Genomic DNA, 20,901 nt, shown 5'->3' with positions numbered 1-20,901 from the left:
GCGGTCGCGCTCGCCGGCGCCGGGCTCGCGGCATGGCGTCCGCCCGTCGATCTGCTCCTCGACACCGGGAACCCCACGCCGGCCATGTGGGTGCGGACGAGCGTCAGCGTCCTCGTCTTCCTGATCGCCGCCGGATGGTATGCGGTTCTGGCCCAGTGGCGTTCGTCGCCGGCGTTGGGTGCGCTCGCTCTCGCGGCGTTGGTGGTCTTCACGACCTTCCAGTCCTGGGCGGTCTTCGCGCCGATCATCTCGGGAGCGGCGCTCTTCCTCATCGTCGGTCTGGTGCTGCTCGGAACTGGGTATCTCGCCGAGCGCGCCCGGCGACGACTGCGCATGACCGAGCCGGAAGGAGAGTCGTCATGACCATCGTCCGACCCCGCTGGGCCACCCTCGGCGCGGTGCTGCTCGCCCAGGCGGGGTTGGTGGTGGCGGCCGTTGCACCGCAGCTCTCCGCCCGCGTCCGCGGCGAGGAGATCCGCCTGACTGTCACGGTCGTCGACCCCATCGACCCGTTCCGGGGGGCCTACGTGGATCTGGACTATCCCGGCTTGCGGACCCTGCGGGACCCATCGGCCTCGCAGCCCGACCCGGGCGTGGCGCCCGGGGAGAGGGGCACGGCATACGTCCGGCTGCGCCGGGACGGTGACGTCTGGGTGCAGGACGGTGCCCAGCGGGAGCGGCCCGCCGGAGGGACCTACCTGGCGTGCGACGACGGAGACTGGCGCCTGCGTTGCGGGATCGAGAGCTGGTTCCTCCCGCAGGGGCGGGCCGCGAGCCTCGGACGGGCGCTGGCGGACGGCGACGCGGTCGCCGTGGTGAGGGTCGACGGTCGTGGCAACGCCGCTCTCGTGCGGATCGAGGCGGGGTGACGGCGCGCCCACGGGGTGGTCACTGACCGATAATCCCTGGACGCCCTCCCTATCCTTGGACGCATGCGTGTTGGAGTCTTCGGTGCAACGGGTCAGGTCGGCGGGGTCATGCGGACCCTTCTCGCGGAGCGCGGCTTCCCGGTCGAGCAGATCCGCTACTTCGCGTCGGCGCGGTCGGCGGGCTCGACCCTGCCGTGGGGTGACGGTGAGGTCACCGTCGAGGACACCGCGACCGCTGACTTCTCCGGCCTCGATGTCGCGCTCTTCTCCAACGGCGGATCGACCTCGAAGGAGTGGGCGCCCAAGGTCGCCGCGGCTGGCGCACTGGTCATCGACAATTCCAGCGCCTGGCGCAAGGACCCGGACGTCCCGCTCGTCGTGAGCGAGGTCAACGCCGACGACCTGCTGAACATCCCCAAGGGCATCGTCGCCAACCCCAACTGCACGACGATGGCCTTCATGCCGGTGCTGAAACCGTTGCACGACAAGGCATCTCTGGTGCGTCTGCACGTCTCCTCCTATCAGGCGGTCTCCGGATCCGGCGGCAAGGGCGTCCAAGAACTCGACCGTCAACTCAAGGGCGGGTATGCCGCGGGCGACCCCACCGGGCTCGCTCTCGACGGGCGGGCGGTCGCCGTCCCCGAACCCCAGGTGTATGCCGTGCCGGTCGGCTTCAACGTCGTCCCGCTCGCCGGGTCGCTCGTCGACGACGGGTCCGGCGAGACCGACGAGGAGCAGAAGCTGCGGCACGAGTCCCGCAAGATCCTGCACATCCCCGACCTGCGCGTCTCGGGCACCTGCGTGCGGGTGCCGGTCTTCAGCGGCCACTCGCTCGCCATCCACGCCGAGTTCGCCGACGACATCGCCCCCGACGAGGCGCTCGACATGCTCAAGAACGCGCCCGGGGTCGTCGTCACCGATGTGCCCAACCCACTCGAGGCCGCCGGCCGCGACGAGGTCTTCGTCGGTCGGGTGCGCGCCGATCAGGCCGCCCCCGAGGGCAAGGGTCTCAACCTGTTCGTCGTCGGCGACAATCTCCGCAAGGGCGCGGCACTGAACGCCGTGCAGATCGCAGAGGAGTGGCTCAAGCGGCGCTAACCGCCGGTCACGCCACTGGCGTAGGCCCGTTGGCGGGAGCGTCGTCAATAGCCTCAACGGCGTTGTCGTCCAACGCGATCTGAGCTTCATCCAGCAACCTGCTCAGGGATGAGTGGAGGGCCAGGGCCGACTTGTCAATGGTGTCGGCGTTGGTGCGGATCGTGCCAGAGGCCTTCCGGATGGCTTCGATCTTGCCCAAGGCGTCGAGTGCCTTGGCGACCGCCTCGCGTGCAGTGTCCAGGCGGCCTCCCTTACCGGCGTTGGCGGCAGCGAGGGCGGAGAGTCGCAGGAAGAGGACGGCCGTCCGCAGAATGTCGGGATCGTCTTGGGCGGCCTCGAATGCCATCACGAGCCGACGTGGGCCGAGCACGCGCAGCCCATGCCCAGCGTTCAGATCAGCCGTGGGCACCACTCAACGACGATCAGCTGGCGTTCTATGACGCGGTGGCGGACAACGAGTCGGCTCGGGAGGTCATGGGTGACGAGGTGCTCGAAACCTTCGCCCGGGAACTCGTGGCCGTGATGCGTCGGGATATCAAGACCGACTGGACCGTTCGCGATGACGTGCGAGCTACGTTGCGGTCCTCGATCAAGCGACTCCTTGTGACCTGTGTCCCCGGGGGGCGACTGCACCCTCCGGGGCGGGTTCCCAAGCCACAACGAAGTGGGCGGAACTCCGTGCAGATCGCGGCCGAGTGGCTCCGACGGCGGATTGGGCCGGCGAGCTAGATTGTTGTCGTGGCTGACATCACCGACTTCGAATCCGCAGTCGCCGCCGTCCCGGGCCTGACCCGGGACCCTGGCAATGACACCAAGTTGCGCCTCTACGCGCTCTACAAGCAGGCGACCGAGGGGGATGTGTCGGGCAAGCGGCCCGGCTTCACCGACTTCGTCGGCCGGGCGAAGTACGACGCCTGGAAGGGTCTGGTCGGCACCGACCCGGCCGCTGCCGAGGACGAGTACATCCAGGTGGTCAACGAACTCGTGGTCGGCGAGACGCCCTGATAGCCGTGCTCGGCAGACACACGGAACGACCGAGCTACCCCCGGTTCACTCGGTCGTTCCGCATCCCCCGATATTGCGCACCGGCTAGCCGGGCAGTATGCAGTATATCACATGCCACTCTCTGACGCCACCGTTCCGAGCCGACGTTCTCTGCTGCGCGAGAGCGTCTACGAACAGCTGCGCGACGCCATCGTCGACGGCTCGCTCGCGCCGGGGGAGAAACTCAACGATCAAGAGCTGGCGGCTCGACTCGGCGTCTCCCGGACACCGGTGCGTGAGGCCCTGCTGCGGCTGGCGCAATCCGGGCTGGTCGTCGCCGACCCCGGCAAGTCGACGGTCGTCGCGGACCTCGACCCCACGGCCGTGCGCCATGCCCGCGACGTCGTCGCCTCGATGCGCTCGCTCGCGGTGCGCGAATCCGTCGGTCGCCTGACGCCGGAGGACGTCGAGGCGATGACGCAGGCCAGCGAGAGGTATGCCGCCGCGCTGGCGGACGGGGACATCGACGCCGCCCTGCGCGCCGACGACGACCTGCACGCCGTGCCCGTCGTCCTGGCGGACAATCGCGCGATCGATGCCGTGCTCGCGCAGTTCACGCCCGTGATCCGCCGGGTCGAGCGAGCCCGTTTCGACTCCTTCGCGGTGCAGGACTCGATCGCCCGGCATGCGGAGTTCATCCATCTCTGTGCCGCGGGGGACGCCCTGGCAGCGTCCGATCACGAGTTCGAGACCTGGCGCACGCTGACGCACGATGGCAGAAGGGCCTGAGTATGAAGCTGTCGGACTTCCCGCGATATCCGCTCACCTTCGGCCCCAGTCCGGTCCATCATCTGCGGCGGCTCTCGGATGCCCTTGGGGGAGCACAGGTTTGGGCCAAGCGGGAAGATGTCAGCAGCGGACTGGCCTTCGGCGGCAACAAGGTCCGCAAGCTCGAATACATCGTCCCCGACATCCTCGAGTCCGGCGCCGACACCCTGGTGTCCATCGGCGGCTACCAGAGCAACCACACCCGTCAGGTGGCCGCGGTCGCTGCGCACCTGGGCCTGAAATGCCGTCTCGTGCAAGAGAAATGGGTGCCGTGGGAGGACCCCGTCAACGACAAGGTCGGCAACATCCTCCTGACGCGGATGATGGACGCCGACGCCCGGCTCGACCCGCACGGCTTCGACATCGGCATCCGCGACTCGTGGAAGGCCGCTCTGCGAGAGGTCGAGGAGTCCGGCGGCACGCCCTATCCGATTCCCGCGGGCGCCTCCGAACACCGGCTCGGGGGACTGGGTTTCGCGAACTGGGCGTTCGAAGTGGCCGAGCAGGAAAAGAGCTTGGGGGTGCACTTCGACACCATCATCGTCTGCACGGTGACGGGCTCGACCCACGCCGGGATGATCGCCGGCTTCGCTGCGCTCGAGGACCTGACCGGCATCCGGCGGCGAGTCCTCGGCATCGACGCCTCGGCGACCCTGGACCAGACGCGCGAGCAGGTGGAGCGGATCGCGCGGCATACCGCTGAGCTGATCGAACTCGGCCGCGACCTGCGCGACGACGAGATCCAGGTGCTCGAGCGTTGGGCCGGCGACCTCTACGGCGTGCCCGTCGAGTCGACCATGGAGGCCATGGCGATGGGGGCGCAGCTGGAGGCGATGATCACCGACCCGGTCTACGAAGGCAAGTCCCTCGCCGGTCTCATCGAGTTGGTGCGCACCAAGGACATCCCGGCGGATTCGACTGTCCTGTATGCCCATCTGGGTGGCCAACCGGCGTTGAACGCCTATCACTCGCTGTGGCCGGCGACGTGAGTGAGCCGAGCACTCCGGCGATAGCGCACGCCCAAGCGTTGGGCTTGGATTACACCGTGACCGAGCACGGTCCGGTGAGCTCCCTCGCGGAGGCCGCTGCGGTGCGGGGCATCATGCCCGCCGACATCGTCAAGACGCTGGTGGTTCGCCGCGCCGACGACGACTACCTGTTCGTGCTCGTGCCGGGAGACCGGGAGATCTCATGGCCGAAGCTGCGCGCCCTTCTCGGGGTCAGCCGGCTGTCGATGCCCGATGCCGGGACGGCCAAGGCCGCCACCGGTTACGAGCGCGGCACGATCACGCCGTTCGGGTCGAGCACGCGCTGGCCGGTCGTCGTCGACGCGACCATTCCCGGCCGCCGCGTGTCCATGGGCTCCGGCCGGCACGGCGTGGCGCTGGGTGTGGCGGCGGACGACCTGGTGCGGGTCTTCGAGGCTCAGGTGGCTGACATCAGCGAGCCGCAGGCCCCCTGAGCCCGCTCGCCGGCCTCGGACGTGTAACGAAAAGCCAGCGACTAACGAAAAGCCACCGACGAGACGGGGTCCCCGCGAAGTACCGGAGCGACGAAGGAGCGAGGACACTTCGTGGGGTGGCCTAAAGCTCCCTCGCCCAGTGTCTCCAGGTCTGGGTGACGACCATCCCGACCTTCTCATAGAGCCCCAGGGCGCCGGTGCGGCTGTCGGTGGACAGTTCGGAGCGGGTGGCACCGCGGCGGCGGGCCTCCTCGAAGGCGTCGACCAGCAGCGCCCGGGCGAGGCCCTTTCCGCGGTGGTCCTTGCGCACGGCGAGTTGGTCGACGTAGGCGCACTGCTGACTGTCGAGGATGATGGCGGCAACGCCGACCGGCTTCCCGCCCGGGTCGGTCACGAAGCGAATCTGCCACGGGGAGAAGCCGGCTCGCCCGATGATGCGCGGTCGCCAGTCCTCGAAGGTCGCCGGGTCTCGGTCCGGCCACTCGTTGAAGGCATCCTCGATCAGGTGGTATGCCGCGTGCTCGTCCGCGGCGGTGAACTCCCGGAGTGCGTAGCCATCCGGGAGTGGTTGCGGCGTGATCGTCTGGTCCTCGGGGACTTCGAGGACCCAGGAGGTCCACATCTCGTGGTAGCCGCGGCCCCGCAGCAGGGCCTCGGCGGGCGACCCACCGAACTTGCTCTGGCCGACGAGGGAGCCGCCCTGCTCCTTGGCTCGGTGCTCGGTCCAGGCCAGCAACCAGGTGCCGATGCCGCGACCGTGCCAATCGGGCGCGACCGCCCCGTCGGCCCGGCGGCCGGCGAAAACCTCGGCCGCACCGACGAGCCGGTCCCCGTAGAAGATGCCGACCGAATCGGTCGAAAGGTCGAAAGACGGACGCTGCCAGTCGGATTCGATGTCCTCCCACTCGACCATGCGCTGGCCGGTGTTGACGAATTCGTCGGCGACATAGACGGCGTAGGTGGCGTCGAGGTCGCTCGCTTCCAGGGGGCGGGCGATCAGGCCGGCGGGCACGGGTGGGAGCGGCATGTCGTCCAGAGTGCACTCCTGGTATCTGGGAAACCAGCGCTTTTCCTGCCAGAGTGGGCAGATGGCTGACCTGAAGCGCCCAGCGTTCGACGCCGACCAACGAAGCTCCCTGCTCGGCTGGTTCCAGCTGCAACGCGAGATCGTCGTTCTCAAGACCGACGGGTTGGCTGAGGCAGATGTGCATCGGGTGGTCATCCCGACCTCGCCCCTGATGACCGTCGGCGGCCTGCTGTCGCACCTGCGCTGGTGCGAACACCTGTGGTTCCAGGTCGCCTACTCCGGGGTGGCCGAGAGCGAGAACCCGATGTTCGAGGACGACCCCGACGACAACGAATTCATTGTGGGACAGGGCAAGCCGCTCGACCAGCTCGTCGCGGAGTATGAGGAGGAGTGCCGGCGCAGCGACGCCGTCATCGCCGCCGCCGGGCTCGACGACCGCGGTGCCGGCACGACGTTCCCGGCCGCGGGAGCGACGTTGGGGTGGATGATCCACCACATGTTCGAGGAGACGGCCCGGCACGCCGGACACCTCGACCTCATCCGCGAACTTCTCGACGGCGAGAAGTCCTACTTCTGAGGCGTCCTACGCTGGTGGGCATGACTTCCCGTCGGGCACTCATCCGTCGGCCCGGGCCGCGGCTTGCCCATGGACTGCTCACCCATATCGAGCGCGATCCCGTGGACGGCGAGCTGGCGATCGGTCAGTGGGAGGCCTACGCGCACGCCCTGCGGGAAGCCGGGTGGGAGACGCTCGAGGTGCCCCCGGCCGACGACTGTCCCGACGCGGTCTTCGTCGAGGACCCCGTCGTCGTTCACGAGGACCTGGCGGTCATCGCGAATCCGGGTGCGGCGCAGCGACGTCGGGAGACGATCGGCGTTGAGCAGACCATGCGTGATCTCGGTTACCGGATCGCCCGCATCGCGGCGCCCGGCACCCTCGACGGCGGTGACGTGCTGCGGAGCGGAGACACGGCATACGTCGGGCTCTCGTCCCGCACCAACGGCGCGGGGATCCAACAGCTCGCGACACACCTGCGTGAGTTCGGTGTTCGCACGCAAGCCGTGCCGGTCGAGCGCGCCTTGCACCTGAAGTCGGCGGTGACCGCCCTGCCCGACGGCACGGTCATCGGATGGGATCCGGTGGTGGACGACAAGGAGGCCTTCCCGGCATACGAAGCGATGCCCGAGGAGGGCGGCGCGCACGTCGTCATCCTCGGCGAGGATCAGCTGCTCATGGCCGCGAGCGCGCCACGCAGCGCCGAACTCCTCCGTGCCCGCGGCTATGCGGTCACCACGGTGGACATCAGTGAGTTCGAGAAACTCGAGGGGTGCGTGACCTGCCTGTCCGTGCGCCTGCGGTGAGCCACTGGATACGGTGAGGGGCATGAGCGACGAAGCTTTCCGGACCGTCATCGAGCCCTTTCGCATCCACTCGGTCGAACCCCTGCGAATGACCACGGCGGAGCACCGCCGGCAGGTGGCGCGCGAGGCCGGCTACAACCTCTTCCAGATCCGGTCCGAGAACGTGCTGATCGACCTGCTCACCGACTCCGGCACGGGCGCGATGAGTCGCGACCAGTGGGCCGCGATCCAGCACGGCGACGAGTCGTATGCCGGTTCGCCGAGCTACTTCGTCTTCCGCGACGCCGTGCGCGAACTCTTCCCCTACGAACACGTCATCCCGACCCACCAGGGCCGGGCCGCGGAGAAGATCCTCTTCGGCGCTCTCGGGGGCGTCGGCAAAGTCGTGCCGAGCAACACCCACTTCGACACCACGCGCGCGAACATCGAGTTCACCGGTGCCGAGGCTCTCGATCTCGTCATCGCCGAAGGGCACGACCCGTCGTCGCTGCACCCCTTCAAGGGCAATATGGACACCGCCAGGCTCAAGGCCCTGCTCGCCGAACGCGGCGACAACGTGCCCTGCGTGATGATGACGATCACCAACAATTCAGGTGGGGGACAACCGGTTTCGCTGGAGAACCTCCGTGCGGTCAGCGAGATCGCCCACGCGCACGGCAAACCGCTCTTCCTCGACGCGTGCCGGTTCGGGGAGAACGCGTGGTTCATCCGGGAGCGTGAGGAGGGCCAGGGTGAGCGCGACGTACCCGACATCATCCGCGACATGGCGGCCTGTGCCGACGGGATGACGATGTCGGCGAAGAAGGACCCGATGGGCAATATCGGGGGCTGGCTCGCGCTCAATGACGACGATCTCGCCCAGCAGTGCCGGTCGGTGCTGATCCTGACCGAGGGTTTCCCGACGTATGGCGGTCTGGCCGGCCGGGACCTCGAGGCGCTGGCTCAGGGGCTCAAGGAGTGTGTCGATCACGACTACCTGCGCTACCGCATCCGGTCGACGGCCTATCTGGCCGACGCGCTCGACAAGCTGGGCATGCCCTGCCTGAAGCCCGCCGGCGGGCATGCCGTCTATATCGATGCCCGGGCGCTGCTGCCGCACATCGAGCCGCTGCACTTCCCCGGCCAGGCGCTGGCCGTCGCGCTGTACGAGGCGGGGGGCGTGCGCTCGTGCGAGATCGGGTCGGTGATGTTCGGCCGCCACCCCGACGGCAGCGAGTCGCCGGCGGCGATGGAGTTGGTGCGCCTGGCGATCCCGCGCCGCACCTACACCCAGAGCCACATCGACTACGTCATCGAGGTCTGCGAGCGGGTCAAGGCACGGGCCGGCGACCTGCCCGGCTACCGCATCGTCGACGAGCCCCCGGCCCTGCGGCACTTCACCGCCACCTTCGAGCAATTCGGGTGATCCGTTGTATGGAGCGGCGCCAGCATACAATGACCTCATGAGTCCATCGACGGCGAAGATCTCGCGGAACGGCCAGGTCTCCCTCCCTGCCGAGGTTCGTCGCCGCTGGCACGCCGAGCGGGTCGTCGTCGTCGATCGAGGTGACTACGTCATCGTCCGACCGGTGCCTGACGACATCCTCGCTGCCGTCTCAGGCGCCCACGCGGGCCCTGGCCCGGCCACGCGATCGGGTCGTGCGGATGAGCGGGCACGCGAGGCGGACCGTGACCGGTCGCGTCGGTGATCGTGCTTGATGCGTACGCCGTGATCGGGCTGTTACGCGGCGACGAAGTGGCCTGCGAGGTGCGCCGGCTCCTCGAGGATGAGTCGTGTGCGATCAACTCGGTGAATCTCGCTGAAGTGGTCGACCAGTTGGTCCGCGTTTTCGGCAGGCCGGAGGATGACGTGCTCGCGGATCTGGCGCTGCTCCAACTGACCGGCATGCGGGTGATTCCCGTGGATGCCGCCGTCGCAACGTCGGCGGGTCTGACCCGCGCGGCGAACTACGGCAGCAAGCGTTGTCCGGTGAGTATGGCCGACTGTGTCGCGGCCGCGACGGCGTCCGCCACCGACGCGGCCCTGGCCACCGCTGACCCGGATCTTGCGAACGTGGCCCGCGCGGGCGGCACACCCGTGGTAGCCCTGCCGGACAGCGACGGGCGCTTGCCGTAGGTGCTGGGGGCGCGAGTATGACGCGACCACAGTTCGGACCCGCCCTCGCGTGGCGCGGGGGCACGCGGCATACTGTGGGCACTATGCGTGGACGCCTCCTCCTTCGCTGCCGCGGCGGGGCCTGACAACGGCCGCCCCTCGTCGCGGAGTCCGCTGTGCCCCAAGGCCGCCGCACACTCCGATCCGAGACGAAGGCGAACCGAAGCGATGATCCACCCCCAGCATCCCACCCCGATGCCGTTCACGAAGTACCTCCCGTTCCAGCAGCAGATCCAGGTCGAACTGCCCGACCGCACCTGGCCCGACAAGGTCATGACGCAGGCGCCGCGTTGGTGCGCGGTCGACCTGCGCGATGGCAACCAGGCCCTCATCGACCCGATGGACGCCGAGCGCAAGCTGCGGATGTTCAAGCTCCTGGTCAAGATGGGCTACAAGGAGATCGAGGTCGGCTTCCCCAGCGCCAGCCAGACCGATTTCGACTTCGTGCGCGAGCTGATCGAGGGCGGGCACATCCCCGACGATGTGACGATCCAGGTGCTCACCCAGTGCCGCGACCACCTCATCGAGCGGACCTATGACGCCATCCGCGGGTCGAAGCAGGCGATCGTGCACTTCTACAACTCCACCAGCGTGCTGCAGCGGCGCGTGGTCTTCGGGATGTCCAAGGAAGGCATCATCGACATCGCCCTGCAGGGGGCGCGGCTGTGCCGCAAGCTGGAGGAGACGATCCCCGAGACGACGGTCTACTACGAGTACTCCCCGGAGTCCTACACCGGCACCGAGCTGGAGTTCGCCGTCGAGATCTGCAACGCCGTCATCGAGGTCATCGACCCCACACCCGACCACAAGATGATCGTCAACCTGCCGGCGACGGTGGAGATGGCCACCCCCAATGTGTATGCCGATTCGATCGAATGGATGGTCCGTCACCTCGACCGCCGCGATTCGGTCGTCGTGAGCCTGCACCCGCACAACGACCGCGGCGAGGGCGTGGCGGCCGCCGAGCTGGGATATCTCGCCGGTGCCGACCGCATCGAGGGGTGCCTGTTCGGCAATGGTGAGCGCACCGGCAACGTCTGCCTGGTCACCCTGGGGATGAACCTCTACTCCCAAGGCATCGACCCGCAGATCGACTTCTCCGACATGGCCGACATCCGCCGCACCGTCGAGCACTGCAACCAGCTTCCGGTCCACGAGCGCCACCCGTGGGGCGGCGACCTGGTCTACACCGCCTTCTCCGGCTCCCACCAGGACGCCATCAAGAAGGGCTTCGAGGACATGGACAAGCGGGCCGGCGCGGCCGGTACCGATGTCAACGGCATCGACTGGGGTGTGCCCTATCTGCCGATCGACCCGCACGACATCGGCCGCTCCTACGAGGCGGTGGTGCAGCCAGTCCGGCAAGGGCGGCGTGTCCTACCTGCTGAAGTCCGAGCACGGCCTCGACCTGCCGCGCCGGCTCCAGGTCGAGTTCAGCCAGGTGGTGCAGCGGCGCACCGACGCCGAGGGCGGCGAGCTGACGGCGGCGGAGATCTGGGAGATGTTCGCCGACGAATACCTCCACTCCGACAACCCGCAGACCCGCTGGGGCCGCTTCTTCCCGGTCCGCTCGATCCTCACGAGCACCGACGTCGGCGACGACCACATCGAGTCGGTCATCCTCGACAGTGGCGCCGAGGTGCACATCTCCGGCAGCGGCAATGGCCCGATCGACGCCTTCATCGACGCCATGTCCGCCCTCGACGTCGACGTCCGGGTGCTCGACTACCACGAGCACGCGCTGTCGGCCGGTGGCGACGCCCGGGCCGCGGCATACGTGGAATGCGCTGTGGGAGAACGGGTCCTGTGGGGCGTCGGCCTCCACGAGTCCATCGTCAAGGCCTCGTTGCGCGCGATCATGTCCGCTCTCAACCGGGCCGAACGCGATCAGGCCGCCAAGAAGGACGAACTCGCCGTCTCCCGTCCCGGCGGCGGGCCCTGACGGCAAGCGGTTCGAGAGTGTGGCGTCATCGGCTCGATGGGGCCACACTCGCGGGAATGGCCTGAGTGGCGATGATCACCCTGCCGGGTGGGTCAGCGCACGCCGGCCGGCCGGAACTGCACAGACATCCGGGGACCGACGGGCTCGCGGGTCTTGGGTATGGCGTGCTCCCAGGTGCGCTGGCAGCTGCCGCCCATCACGATCAGGTCGCCGTGGCCGGAGGTCAGCCGTATGGACGTGCCCCCGCCCCGGGGGCGCAGCGCGAGCGTGCGCGTCGAACCGAGGGAGAGGATGGCGACGATGGTGTCCTGGAATCGGGAGCGCCCGATCCGATCGCCGTGCCAGGCAACGGAATCGGCGCCGTCGCGGTAGAGGCACAGGCCGGCGGTGACGAGCGGCTCGCCGAGCGTGGGCAGGTAGTGATCGCTGATGGCGCGGCAGATCTCGGGGAGGAGGACATGTGGCCACACCTCGGACTCGCCGTAGAAGCGGGTCAGCCGCGGCACGTCGACGACGTTGTCGTACATCTGGCGACGTTCGGCCTGCCACGGCACGTCGGCGCGGAGGGCCTCGAAGAGCTCGTCCGCCGCACGCAGCCAGCCCGGGGCGACGTCGACCCAGGCGCCATACGCCAGGGGAGTGCGCACCGGCGCGAGCGGCCCGAACGGCGCGCCCGCCGCCGCCGGCCCGTCACCGAAGTCGAGCACATCCTGCAAGGTCACGCCCACCACCATACCCCGGAATAGAACGAATGTACGAGACAAGCGGCGCGTGCAGCCGGAGGTGAGCGGCCGACATGCCGGGAGCGCGCCGCGCACGGCAGCCTGGCCGTCCCGGGAGAGAATGGGTGGGTGCCCACCTACCGCGACCAGGCGATCGTGCTGCGCACGCACAAACTCGCCGAGGCCGACCGCATCGTGACGGTGCTGGCGCGCGAGCGGGGCAAGCTGCGCGTGGTCGCCAAGGGGGTGCGCCGCACCCAGAGCAGGTTCGGCGCCCGCCTGGAACCCGGCATGGTCGTCGACCTCCAGTGTTACGAGGGCCGCAACCTCGACACCGTCACCCAGGCCGTCTCGATCGCCTACCACGGCGAGCAGATCGCCCGCGACTATCGCGCCTACACGGCGCTCTCGACCGTCCTGGAGACCGCCGACCGGCTCACCGAGGAGAAGGCGCCGGCGCTGCAGCAGTTCCTCCTCCTCCAAGGAGCCCTCGCCGCCCTCGCCGGCGGCGCCCACGACGCCTCGCTCGTCCTGGACGCCTACCTCCTGCGCGCGCTCGCGATCGGCGGCTACGCGCCGAGCTTCCACGACTGCGCCCAGTGCGGCGATCCCGGTCCGCAGCTGGCCTTCAATGTCGCCGCCGGCGGTGCCGTATGCCCGTCGTGCCGCCGGCCGGGCTCCGTCGCCCCTGCCCGGGCGACCCTCGATCTGCTCGCCGCGCTGCTCGCCGGCGACTGGGACGTCGCGGATGCCAGTGCGGCGCAACACCGTCGGGAGGGCAGCGGCATCACCGCGGCATACGTCCAGTGGCACCTCGAGCGGGGGCTGCGCTCGCTGCCGCACGTGGAGCGCGAGCCACACGCCGCCCCGCCTCAGAACGAATCGCTCTCTCTGGGTGCAGGATCGGGATCATGATCCCGCCGTTCCCGCACCCGAGCGGTGCCCAGCCGCCGCGGTATGCCGCCGCGGACCTGCCCAAGCACGTCGCCGTCGTCATGGACGGCAACGGACGCTGGGCCAACCAGCGGGGCCTGCCGCGCACCAAGGGGCACGAGGCGGGGGAGGCGGCGCTGCTCGACGTGGTGGCCGGGGCCATCGAGGTAGGCGTGACGCACCTCTCCGCCTACGCCTTCTCCACCGAGAACTGGAAGCGCAGCCCCGACGAGGTCCGTTTCCTCATGGGCTTCAATCGGGACGTCATCCGCCGCCGCCGCGACCAACTCCACGAGTGGGGGGTCCGTATGCGGTGGGTCGGCCAGCGCCCCCGCCTCTGGGGCTCGGTCATCAAGGAACTCGAGGTCGCCCAGGAACTGACGCAGGACAACACCGGGCTCACCCTCTATTTCTGCGTCAACTACGGCGGTCGCGCCGAAATCGCCTCTGCCGCTAAGCGAATCGCTGAGCAGGTCGCTGCCGGGCGGCTCAAGCCGGGCGGGGTCGACGAGAGGCTGCTCGCCCGCTACCTGCCCGAGCCGGACATGCCGGACGTCGACCTCTTCGTCCGCTCCAGCGGCGAGCAGCGCACGTCGAACTTCCTGTTGTGGCAGAGCGCCTACGCCGAGATGGTCTTCCTCGACACCCTGTGGCCCGACTTCGACCGCCGGCACCTCTGGCAGGCCGTGGATCTCTATGTCAACCGCGAGCGCCGCTACGGCGGGGCCGTCGACGCGGTCTCGACCTGACCGCCCGAGCGGCTCACGGCATCCGGCGCAGGAACTCCTCGAGGATCGGCCCGGCAGTCTTGGCGCCGCTCTGTCCCTTCTCGACGAAGACGGCGACGGCAACATCCCCCTGGATGCCGATCATCCAGGCGTGCGTCGGTGGCGGGTCGCCCCTGCCATACTCCGCGGTGCCGGTCTTGGCCAGCACGTCATCGCCGGGCACCCCCTTGAGGAAGGACGCCGACCCATCGGTCACGACGGCCCGCAGGAGCGCCTGCAACTCCTCGGACTCCTTGCGGGTCAACGGTTTTGATGGGGGAGAGGGCTTCGGCTCTCGGCCGTCGATGACGATGACCGGCGCCCCGATCGAGCCCCGCGCGATGCTCGCCGCGACGGTCGCCATGCCCATCGGGCTCGTCACGACCCGGCCCTGACCGATCAGGGAAGCCGCCAGATCGACTCCGGCGGCGTCGGCGGGCACCGTGCCGAGCGCCCCGGGCACCCCGAGCTGCGGCTGCGCCGTGAGTCCGAGCGCGGCGGCGGCCTCGGCCAGGTCGGCGCCGTCGAGCCGGTCCAGCTGGGAGATCAATGCGGTATTGCACGAGTTGGCGATGGCCGACGTGAGGCTGATGGAGCCCAGCCGCTTCGGCGGATAGTCGTCGTAGTTCTTGAACGCCCGGCCCTCGACTGTCGCGGTCTTCGTGCAGTCGATCTTGGTCTTGGGCGTCAGGCCCGAGCGCAGCAGGGCCAGCGCGGTGACGGCCTTGAAGGTCGAGCCGGGTGGGTACTGCCCCAGTGTCGACGTCGAATACCCTTGCGAGCCAGCGCCGCTCGCCGCTGCTAGGACGTGCATGTCGGATGGCCGGATCGCCACGAGTGCGCTTGCCCCGCCCTTGTCGCCGACGTCCGTGAGCGCCGCCTCGGCGGCTTCCTGGACGGCCTCGTCGAGCGAGACCGTGACCGGAAGACCATCGACGGCGCTCACGGCATACAGCTCCCGCGTCTCGTCGGAGCCGATCTGCACGGCATTGACGGCGAAACCGTCCGAGCCGCGCAGCCGCTGGTCCTGGGCGGCCTCGAGCCCGCTGAGTCCGACGAGCGAGCCCTGGCGGATCCGGCCGGCCGACTTCTCGATGATCTCGGCGGTGGGCGGCCCGACGGTGCCGAGGATGGGCCGGGCGAACCCACTCGTCGGCGCGAGCGGCAGCTCGTCCTCGAGCAGCCGCATCTCGGGGTACTTCTTGGCGATATTGGACAGCTTCGCCAGGTCGCTGGACTCGCTTCGATAGACAATGGCCTCCACGAAGGCCTTCGACCCCGCCGCCGTCACCGCCTTGCGGTATGCCGCCGGGTCGATCCCCACCGCCTCCGCCAGGGCCGCGGCCGTCGCCGAGACGTCGGAGCCCTTCTTGGCCAGGGTCTTGTCGATGCCCACCCGCACCACCGGGCGCAGCGTGACCAGCGCAGTGCCGTCCTCGGCGAGGATATCGCCACGAACAGCCTTGTCCCGCACCGCACTGAGTCGCTCGTCGGCCGTGAGTTCAGGGGCGATGACCGCATGCGACCACGTGCCGGTCCACGCGAGGTGTTCACCCGAACCCCGCCGCGTGATCGGCATCGTCGTCGTGTAGGTCCACGGCTTCTTGCCCTCATGGATCGTCCAGGACTGCGCGAACGTCACCGTGCCGGTCCGCTCGTCGTTGGCGAGATCGACCTTGGACACGCTCACCGTGGGTCGCAGCGAACCCATGCCGCGCAGCACCTCGTCGTAGTCCTGCTCGGCCCCGGCCCGGTCGGCAACCTCCAGACCGCCCGGCAAGGTGCCGTCGGCGAGCGCCTGGGCGACCCCACCGGCATACGTCCGCGCGCTGCGCTCGGCGTCGGAGGCATCGCCCCGCAGCCACACGAAACTCCCGATGCCCGCCGCGGTGAGCAGCAGCATCCCGACGATCGCCAGAACGAGTGCACGGCTCACGCGCATCGCTGCCCCCTATCCGCCGGACCCGCTGCAGGAAGCGCAGCGCCCGAAGATCTCCAGTGTGTGTTCGACATCGGTGAAACCGTATGCCGTCGCGGTCCGGATCGCCCACCGTTCGGCATCGTCGGCTTCGACCTCCACCGTTCGTCCACACGTTCGGCACACCAGGTGGTGATGATGTCCGCGGCTGCACGCGCGATACAGCGACTCGCCGCCCTCGGTGCGCAGCATGTCGATCAGGCCCTCGTCCGCGAGGGCCTGGAGCGTGCGATAGACCGTAGCCAAGCCGATTGTCGCTCCGCCGGAGCGCAATTGAGCATGCAACTCTTGAGCGGACCGGAAGTCGTCGCGGCCCTGGAGGGCCGCGGTGATGGCCTGTTGCTGGCGGGTCACCCGGCGCGGTCGCTCGCTCATGACCCCGCCCCCCGGGCGTGTGCGCGACGGGCGTGTGCGCCAGTGGCATGTTCGTCGCCGGCGTGTCCGTCAGGGGCGTGTTCGTCATAGTGTCCGCCGTGGGCGGCGTGCCGGTGGCCGTCGTGCAGATAGTCCATGTGGTCCTTGTGGCGAATCGCCTCGTGCCCGCAGCCGGGCCCGTGCTCGTGGTCGTGCCGTTCGGCGCGGGCATGGGCGGCGTCGCGCCGGCGCTGCCAGGCGGCGATCACGCTGACCACGACGAAGAGCGCGAGCGCCAGGAGCACGATCGTGCCGCCGGACGGGGTCTCGGCATAGAAGGAGGTGATGACCCCACCGACGGCCGAGATCAGGCCGAGCCCGACGGCGAGTGTCATCGCGCCGCGGAAGGAGCGGGCGATCGCTTGCGCGGCGGCATTGGGGATGACCATCAGGGCGCTGATCAGGAGCAGCCCGACGACGCGCATCGACACCACGACCGTCACGGCGGTGAGGATGGACAGGATCAGGTTCACCGCGGTGACCGGCATGCCCGCCGCCCGGGCGTACTCCTCGTCCTGGGCGGCGGCGAACAGCCACGGCCGCAGCGCCCAGGTCACGAGCAGCACCACGAGCGTCAGGGCGAGGAAGACATACAGGTCGCCCGTCGTCGTCGCCGTGATCGACCCGAACAGGTAGGCGGTCAGGTTGGCCGGCGTGCCCTCGGGAGAGATCCCGATCAGGACGACACCGAGCGCGATCCCGCCGTAGAACATCAACGCCAGGGCCAGGTCGCTGGTCGGCCCGCCCCGGGCGCGCGTGAACTCGATGGCCACGGCCGCCGCCACGGCCGTGAGCAGCGCGGTCAGCACCGGGGAACTGGAGGTGAGGATGCCGACGGCGACGCCCGCGAGCGCGACGTGACCGAGCCCGTCACCGATGAGGGAGAGCCGCCGCTGGACCATGAAGATGCCCACCAGCGGGGCCGCGACGCCAATGAGCAGCGCCGCCAGCAGGGCGTTGCGCATGAACGCATAGTCGAGAATCTCAAGCACGTGGACCTCCGAGGTCGATCCGAGCCGTGGGTATGACGGGTGCTCCCGCACTCTCGCCGGTGTCCTCGTCGTCGTGGTCGTGGTGGTGTCCCCGCGTGCCGCCGGGTGGCAGGCTGTCCGCGGGTCCGTCGTAGGTGAGCCGCCCGTCCTCGATCACGACGACACGGTCGACAACCGTTGCGAGAGCGTCCAGTTCGTGCGTGACGATGAGCATGGTGGTGCCGCGCGCCTTGAGTCGCTCGAGTACCCCGGCGAGGACGAGCTGGTTGCCGTGGTCGACCCCCGCCGTCGGTTCGTCCATGATGAGGACCTCCGGGGAAGTCGCCAGCGCCCGGGCGATGAGGACTCGGCGTTGCTGGCCGCCGGAGAGGGCCGAGACATCGGCGTCGGCGCGGTCTCCGAGGCCGACCAGGTCCAGCGCTCGGGCGACGGCCTGCCGGCTGCGGGCCGGGTTGCGCGCCCACGGCCGCCACATCGACATGAACGCGACGCGACCGGTGCCGACGATCTCCGCGACGCTCGCGCGCACCGAGGTGCCGAGCGTATGCCGTTGCGGGACATAGCCGACCAGGCCCCGCTCGGCCTGTGCTAGGGGCTGGCCGAGGATGGTCGTCGTGCCCCCCAACTCCTCGGTCAGGCCCACCAGTCCCTTGATGAGGGTCGACTTGCCGGACCCGTTGGGGCCGAGCACCGCGACCACTTCGCCGGGGTCGAGGCGGAAGGTGACATGGGAGACGACGGGCTGCCCGGCATACCCGAAAGCCGCATCGGTGACTTCGATCACCGGGCTCATGCGAGGCACTCCTGACCGGCCGCGAGAGTGGCCACATTGGCACGCATCGACCCCAGATAGTCCTGCGGGGAGCCGATGGCGCCGCCGCCCTCGATGGGGTCGAGCACGGCCGTCCGGGCGCCGGTCTCGGCGGCGACGACCTCGGCGACGCGCCGGTTGGCTAGCGGTTCGACGTAGATGGTCGCAATCCCTTCGTTGCGGACGAGATCGGTGATCTCGGCGAGTAGCGCTGGGCTGGGCTCGGCCTCCGGATTGAGGGCGAGCGGGTGCGGGACGAACCCGGTGATGGCCGCGAGACGGCCGTATGCCGCGTGGCTGGTGACGAGGTCCTGCTGCCGGCAGTCGTGGAGCCGGCTTTTGATCTCTGCTTCAAGAGTCTCCAGATCCGCTTGCAGCGCTGCGGAATTCGCTTCGTACAGGCCCGTGCCGCCGGGGTCCGCGGCGCTCAGCTGGGCGGCGACGGCCGCGCTCGCGTCGGCCATCAGGTGCGGATCGAGCCAGAAGTGCGGGTCGTGCGCGAGGTCCGCGGGCGTCTCGTGGGCGTGCCCCGCCGCCGCGTGGCCGTCCTCCGCGTGCGGCTGGGTGTCGTGGCTCTCGCCACCGGCCAGGTCGACGCCGACGACCGGTGCGAGATCGAGCACCCGCCGCGCCTGCGCGGCGACGATGCCCTCGTCGACGGCCGGCTGGAACCCCGGCACGGTGATCACGAGATCCGCCTTGGCCAGCCGCACCACTTGCCGCGCGGTCAGCTCGAGATCGTGCGGCTCGACCCCTGGCGCGGTCAGGTTGGTGACGTTGACCCGGTCGCCGCCGACACGCTCGGCCAGGTACTGCGCGGCATAGAAGCCCACGACCACCTGCGTGCGGCCCCCGCCCGACCCCGTAGCCGGATCACCGCATCCGGCCAGGCCGCCGGCGAACGCCCCGGTGAGCGCGACGAGGGCGGGGAGCGCCGTCCTACGACGAAGCCGCGAAACGAACATGAGAATCATTCTCAGTTGATGCGGATGTAATGTCAATCCCACCTTCCTCCGAGTAGCCTCCCTGCCAGGTCGAGGCGTAATACTGGTCTCATGCGTCCGTCGTTGGTCCATGGGCTCGTCGAGGTGCCCCGCATGGCGGGGGAGGTCGGCGAGTATGCGGCGTTCCGGCGCATCCTGCGCAAGGCACGCCGCGGCGATGGCCAGCACGTTCTCGTCCTTCCGGGGCTGATGGCGGGGGACTACACCACCGCGATCATGCGCAGCTACCTGTCCTCGCTGGGCTATCACCCGCACGGCTGGGGCGTCGGGCGCAATATCGGACCGACCCGCCGCATCGTCGACTCGATGCGCGCCAGCGTGGAGAACCTCACGGCCGAGCACGGCCCGATCTCCCTCATCGGCTGGAGCCTCGGGGGTCTGTATGCCCGTCAGCTCGGCCGGGCCTATCCCGACCAGGTGCGGCAGGTCATCACGCTCGGCTCGCCGTTCCGGCTGATCCACCGCGAGGACACGCTCGCCTCTCTCGTCTTCGACCGCTACCGGCACCTGCACGTCGAGGCCGAGGAACTCGACATGCCCGAGCAGGAGCATCTGCGCGACCCGATGCCGATCCCGACGACCGCCATCTACTCCCGCACCGACGGGATCGTCCCGTGGCAGGCCTGCCTCAACGAGATCTACGGCAAGGCCGAGAACATCGAGGTCAAGGCCAGTCACATCGGGATGGGACACCATCCTGCGGTGCTCTGGGCCATCGCGGACCGGTTGGCGTTGCCGATGGATCAGTGGCGCCCGTTCAAGGTGCCGGGCAGCCTGCGCCGGTGGTACCCGACGCCGCTGAGCTGGCCGCTCGACGACGAGTTCCTGATCGACGTCATCGAACCGGACCTCGGAGGTCCGGTCAACGAGGCCGCGACTGGATGACCGCGAGGCCGGCGACGAAGGCGATCACGGCGATCCGCATGATCTTCTCCACCCCGGTCAGCCGGGGCCAGCTCAGGCTGAGGATCCACGCCAGGAAGAGCGCGACGAGCGCGGTGGCGATCCAGCCGTAGGTCGGCACGAACGCCCCGATGGCGAGCAGGGCGAGCACCCCGAGCACCGGCACCGGCCGGGGGAGACGGGCAAGAGCGACGAGGGCGCGCTCGCTGGCGTTGCGGGGCTGGGGGACCTGCTGCGGTGCGGCTTGCGGGGACACGAGGGGCAAGGCTACTCGGCGCCGGTGGCGACCGGCCGGTCCGGGTCGGTGATCCATTCGCTCCAACTGCCGACATACACCGCCGGTGTGACGCCGATCTGCCGCAGTGCCAACGCCATTCGCGCCGCGGTGATGCCGCTACCGCAGTAGGCGCCGACCTCGGCGCTGTCGAAGACGCCCTTGCTCGCGAAGTAGGCGTGCAGGCGTTCCTTGTCGAGCAGCCGCCCGTCGGCGCCGGTGAACTCGTCGAGTGGGGCATTGCGGGCGCCGGGGATGTGTCCGGCGACGGCGTCGATGGGTTCGGTGCGGCCCTCGAAGCGCTCGGTGGCGCGGGCGTCGAGCAGTATGCCGCGCCGAGCCACCTCGGCGGCCGCCGCGGCGTCGAGCACCGGCA

At 69.4% G+C, this 20,901-nt stretch carries 25 protein-coding genes and 1 pseudogene; 16 read left to right on the top strand and 10 right to left on the bottom strand.

From position 1 onward, the window contains the following. The 3 genes from BN11_RS23660 to BN11_RS10535 form a co-directional block, all read left to right on the top strand. Nucleotides 1-363: hypothetical protein (locus BN11_RS23660; protein WP_048697426.1), on the top strand; the 363-nt coding region annotated here is incomplete at its 5' end. Beyond that, nucleotides 360-869 carry a GDYXXLXY domain-containing protein gene (locus BN11_RS23655; RefSeq protein WP_048697424.1) on the top strand — a complete coding sequence of 170 codons (510 nt, stop codon included), beginning with the start codon at nt 360-362 and terminating at the stop codon, nt 867-869. The genes BN11_RS23660 and BN11_RS23655, both read left to right, overlap by 4 nt. 63 nt (nt 870-932) lie before the next feature. Then, entirely contained in the window at nt 933-1,967 is a 1,035-nt protein-coding gene (locus tag BN11_RS10535; RefSeq protein ID WP_048697422.1) for an aspartate-semialdehyde dehydrogenase, read from the top strand. Between the two features lie 7 nt (nt 1,968-1,974). Here the strand turns inward: BN11_RS10535 and BN11_RS10530 are convergent, their stop codons facing one another. Further along, nucleotides 1,975-2,379, bottom strand: coding sequence for a hypothetical protein (locus BN11_RS10530; RefSeq protein ID WP_162213122.1), 405 nt, complete (start codon nt 2,377-2,379; stop codon nt 1,975-1,977). Between BN11_RS10530 and BN11_RS26120 the strand changes: the two genes are divergently transcribed. The 5 genes from BN11_RS26120 to BN11_RS10505 all read left to right on the top strand — a co-directional run bounded on the left by BN11_RS26120 (nt 2,307) and on the right by BN11_RS10505 (nt 5,241). Beyond that, nucleotides 2,307-2,696, top strand: a complete 390-nt coding sequence (locus BN11_RS26120; RefSeq protein WP_407667980.1) for a type I restriction enzyme endonuclease domain-containing protein — start codon at nt 2,307-2,309, stop codon at nt 2,694-2,696. The two genes, BN11_RS10530 and BN11_RS26120, sit on opposite strands and share 73 nt — an antisense overlap. A gap of 9 nt (nt 2,697-2,705) precedes the next feature. Further along, nucleotides 2,706-2,972 (top strand): acyl-CoA-binding protein, encoded by a 267-nt coding sequence (locus BN11_RS10520; protein WP_048697414.1) that lies wholly within the window; start codon nt 2,706-2,708, stop codon nt 2,970-2,972. Between the two features lie 111 nt (nt 2,973-3,083). After that, complete coding sequence (locus BN11_RS10515) at nt 3,084-3,740, top strand: GntR family transcriptional regulator (protein ID WP_048697411.1); 657 nt, start codon at nt 3,084-3,086, stop codon at nt 3,738-3,740. Between the two features lie 2 nt (nt 3,741-3,742). Continuing rightward, nucleotides 3,743-4,768 carry a 1-aminocyclopropane-1-carboxylate deaminase gene (locus BN11_RS10510; protein WP_048697408.1) on the top strand — a complete coding sequence of 342 codons (1,026 nt, stop codon included), beginning with the start codon at nt 3,743-3,745 and terminating at the stop codon, nt 4,766-4,768. Nucleotides 4,769-4,824: 56 nt separating this feature from the next. Next, complete coding sequence (locus BN11_RS10505; RefSeq protein WP_327152858.1) at nt 4,825-5,241, top strand: aminoacyl-tRNA deacylase; 417 nt, start codon at nt 4,825-4,827, stop codon at nt 5,239-5,241. A 121-nt stretch (nt 5,242-5,362) separates the two neighbouring features. Here the strand turns inward: BN11_RS10505 and BN11_RS10500 are convergent, their stop codons facing one another. Then, nucleotides 5,363-6,268 carry a GNAT family N-acetyltransferase gene (locus BN11_RS10500; RefSeq protein WP_048697405.1) on the bottom strand — a complete coding sequence of 302 codons (906 nt, stop codon included), beginning with the start codon at nt 6,266-6,268 and terminating at the stop codon, nt 5,363-5,365. 61 nt (nt 6,269-6,329) lie between these two features. On the opposite strand from BN11_RS10500, the gene BN11_RS10495 reads away from it, so the two are divergent. The 5 genes and pseudogenes from BN11_RS10495 (at nt 6,330) to leuA (ending at nt 11,727) form a co-directional block, all read left to right on the top strand. Continuing rightward, nucleotides 6,330-6,845 carry a DinB family protein gene (locus tag BN11_RS10495; RefSeq protein WP_048697402.1) on the top strand — a complete coding sequence of 172 codons (516 nt, stop codon included), beginning with the start codon at nt 6,330-6,332 and terminating at the stop codon, nt 6,843-6,845. 20 nt (nt 6,846-6,865) lie between these two features. Continuing rightward, nucleotides 6,866-7,630, top strand: a complete 765-nt coding sequence (gene ddaH / locus BN11_RS10490) for a dimethylargininase (protein ID WP_048697399.1) — start codon at nt 6,866-6,868, stop codon at nt 7,628-7,630. Between the two features lie 22 nt (nt 7,631-7,652). Beyond that, on the top strand, nt 7,653-9,035 hold the full coding sequence (locus BN11_RS10485) for a tryptophanase (protein WP_048697396.1): 1,383 nt from the start codon (nt 7,653-7,655) through the stop codon (nt 9,033-9,035). Between the two features lie 279 nt (nt 9,036-9,314). Further along, complete coding sequence (locus tag BN11_RS10475) at nt 9,315-9,746, top strand: PIN domain-containing protein (protein WP_048697392.1); 432 nt, start codon at nt 9,315-9,317, stop codon at nt 9,744-9,746. A 207-nt stretch (nt 9,747-9,953) separates the two neighbouring features. Then, a pseudogene (gene leuA / locus BN11_RS10470) lies at nt 9,954-11,727 on the top strand (2-isopropylmalate synthase). A gap of 92 nt (nt 11,728-11,819) precedes the next feature. On the opposite strand, the gene BN11_RS10465 reads toward leuA, so the two are convergent. Beyond that, the gene (locus tag BN11_RS10465; protein ID WP_235435435.1) at nt 11,820-12,449 is read right to left on the bottom strand and encodes an alpha-ketoglutarate-dependent dioxygenase AlkB; all 630 of its coding nucleotides are present in this window, start codon (nt 12,447-12,449) and stop codon (nt 11,820-11,822) included. Between the two features lie 129 nt (nt 12,450-12,578). On the opposite strand from BN11_RS10465, the gene recO reads away from it, so the two are divergent. Next, nucleotides 12,579-13,364, top strand: coding sequence for a DNA repair protein RecO (recO, locus tag BN11_RS10460; RefSeq protein WP_048697389.1), 786 nt, complete (start codon nt 12,579-12,581; stop codon nt 13,362-13,364). Continuing rightward, entirely contained in the window at nt 13,361-14,131 is a 771-nt protein-coding gene (locus tag BN11_RS10455) for an isoprenyl transferase (protein WP_048697387.1), read from the top strand. Before recO ends, BN11_RS10455 begins: the two co-directional genes overlap by 4 nt. A gap of 13 nt (nt 14,132-14,144) precedes the next feature. Here BN11_RS10455 and BN11_RS10450 read toward each other — a convergent pair whose 3' ends face one another. The 5 genes from BN11_RS10450 to BN11_RS10430 are packed head-to-tail and all read right to left on the bottom strand — an operon-like array spanning nt 14,145 to nt 19,309. Further along, nucleotides 14,145-16,085: a penicillin-binding transpeptidase domain-containing protein gene (locus BN11_RS10450; protein ID WP_162213210.1), complete on the bottom strand. Its 1,941-nt coding sequence runs from the start codon at nt 16,083-16,085 to the stop codon at nt 14,145-14,147. A 15-nt stretch (nt 16,086-16,100) separates the two neighbouring features. Continuing rightward, nucleotides 16,101-16,502 carry a Fur family transcriptional regulator gene (locus BN11_RS10445; protein ID WP_048697383.1) on the bottom strand — a complete coding sequence of 134 codons (402 nt, stop codon included), beginning with the start codon at nt 16,500-16,502 and terminating at the stop codon, nt 16,101-16,103. Continuing rightward, nucleotides 16,499-17,533 (bottom strand): metal ABC transporter permease, encoded by a 1,035-nt coding sequence (locus BN11_RS10440; protein ID WP_048697380.1) that lies wholly within the window; start codon nt 17,531-17,533, stop codon nt 16,499-16,501. The genes BN11_RS10445 and BN11_RS10440 overlap by 4 nt, the downstream gene beginning before the upstream one ends. After that, nucleotides 17,526-18,326, bottom strand: a complete 801-nt coding sequence (locus BN11_RS10435; RefSeq protein ID WP_048697377.1) for a metal ABC transporter ATP-binding protein — start codon at nt 18,324-18,326, stop codon at nt 17,526-17,528. Before BN11_RS10435 ends, BN11_RS10440 begins: the two co-directional genes overlap by 8 nt. Next, nucleotides 18,323-19,309: a metal ABC transporter substrate-binding protein gene (locus tag BN11_RS10430; protein ID WP_048697374.1), complete on the bottom strand. Its 987-nt coding sequence runs from the start codon at nt 19,307-19,309 to the stop codon at nt 18,323-18,325. Before BN11_RS10430 ends, BN11_RS10435 begins: the two co-directional genes overlap by 4 nt. 90 nt (nt 19,310-19,399) lie before the next feature. Here BN11_RS10430 and BN11_RS10425 point away from each other — a divergent pair, with 90 nt between their 5' ends. Next, nucleotides 19,400-20,233, top strand: a complete 834-nt coding sequence (locus tag BN11_RS10425; protein WP_157044076.1) for a lipase family alpha/beta hydrolase — start codon at nt 19,400-19,402, stop codon at nt 20,231-20,233. Here the strand turns inward: BN11_RS10425 and BN11_RS10420 are convergent. Beyond that, entirely contained in the window at nt 20,211-20,507 is a 297-nt protein-coding gene (locus BN11_RS10420; RefSeq protein ID WP_201329253.1) for a DUF6703 family protein, read from the bottom strand. The genes BN11_RS10425 and BN11_RS10420 overlap by 23 nt on opposite strands. Before the next feature lie 11 nt (nt 20,508-20,518). Continuing rightward, nucleotides 20,519-20,901: sulfurtransferase (locus BN11_RS10415; RefSeq protein ID WP_048697369.1), on the bottom strand; the 383-nt coding region annotated here is incomplete at its 5' end.

Source organism: Nostocoides australiense Ben110 (assembly GCF_001050535.1).
Lineage (GTDB): Bacteria > Actinomycetota > Actinomycetes > Actinomycetales > Dermatophilaceae > Nostocoides_A > Nostocoides_A australiense.
This window is presented reverse-complemented; position numbering and strand designations above follow the sequence as displayed.

Excerpts from the sequence above, each read along its gene's own strand:
- BN11_RS23655 (WP_048697424.1), top strand. The coding sequence starts at position 360 with ATGACCATCGTCCGACCCCGCTGGGCCACCCTCGGCGCGGTGCTGCTC.
- BN11_RS10535 (WP_048697422.1), top strand. The coding sequence starts at position 933 with ATGCGTGTTGGAGTCTTCGGTGCAACGGGTCAGGTCGGCGGGGTCATG.
- BN11_RS26120 (WP_407667980.1), top strand. The coding sequence starts at position 2,307 with ATGCCATCACGAGCCGACGTGGGCCGAGCACGCGCAGCCCATGCCCAG.
- BN11_RS10515 (WP_048697411.1), top strand. The coding sequence starts at position 3,084 with ATGCCACTCTCTGACGCCACCGTTCCGAGCCGACGTTCTCTGCTGCGC.
- BN11_RS10510 (WP_048697408.1), top strand. The coding sequence starts at position 3,743 with ATGAAGCTGTCGGACTTCCCGCGATATCCGCTCACCTTCGGCCCCAGT.
- BN11_RS10500 (WP_048697405.1), bottom strand. The coding sequence starts at position 6,268 with ATGCCGCTCCCACCCGTGCCCGCCGGCCTGATCGCCCGCCCCCTGGAA.
- BN11_RS10495 (WP_048697402.1), top strand. The coding sequence starts at position 6,330 with ATGGCTGACCTGAAGCGCCCAGCGTTCGACGCCGACCAACGAAGCTCC.
- ddaH (WP_048697399.1), top strand. The coding sequence starts at position 6,866 with ATGACTTCCCGTCGGGCACTCATCCGTCGGCCCGGGCCGCGGCTTGCC.
- BN11_RS10485 (WP_048697396.1), top strand. The coding sequence starts at position 7,653 with ATGAGCGACGAAGCTTTCCGGACCGTCATCGAGCCCTTTCGCATCCAC.
- BN11_RS10455 (WP_048697387.1), top strand. The coding sequence starts at position 13,361 with ATGATCCCGCCGTTCCCGCACCCGAGCGGTGCCCAGCCGCCGCGGTAT.
- BN11_RS10445 (WP_048697383.1), bottom strand. The coding sequence starts at position 16,502 with ATGAGCGAGCGACCGCGCCGGGTGACCCGCCAGCAACAGGCCATCACC.
- BN11_RS10435 (WP_048697377.1), bottom strand. The coding sequence starts at position 18,326 with ATGAGCCCGGTGATCGAAGTCACCGATGCGGCTTTCGGGTATGCCGGG.
- BN11_RS10430 (WP_048697374.1), bottom strand. The coding sequence starts at position 19,309 with ATGTTCGTTTCGCGGCTTCGTCGTAGGACGGCGCTCCCCGCCCTCGTC.
- BN11_RS10425 (WP_157044076.1), top strand. The coding sequence starts at position 19,400 with ATGCGTCCGTCGTTGGTCCATGGGCTCGTCGAGGTGCCCCGCATGGCG.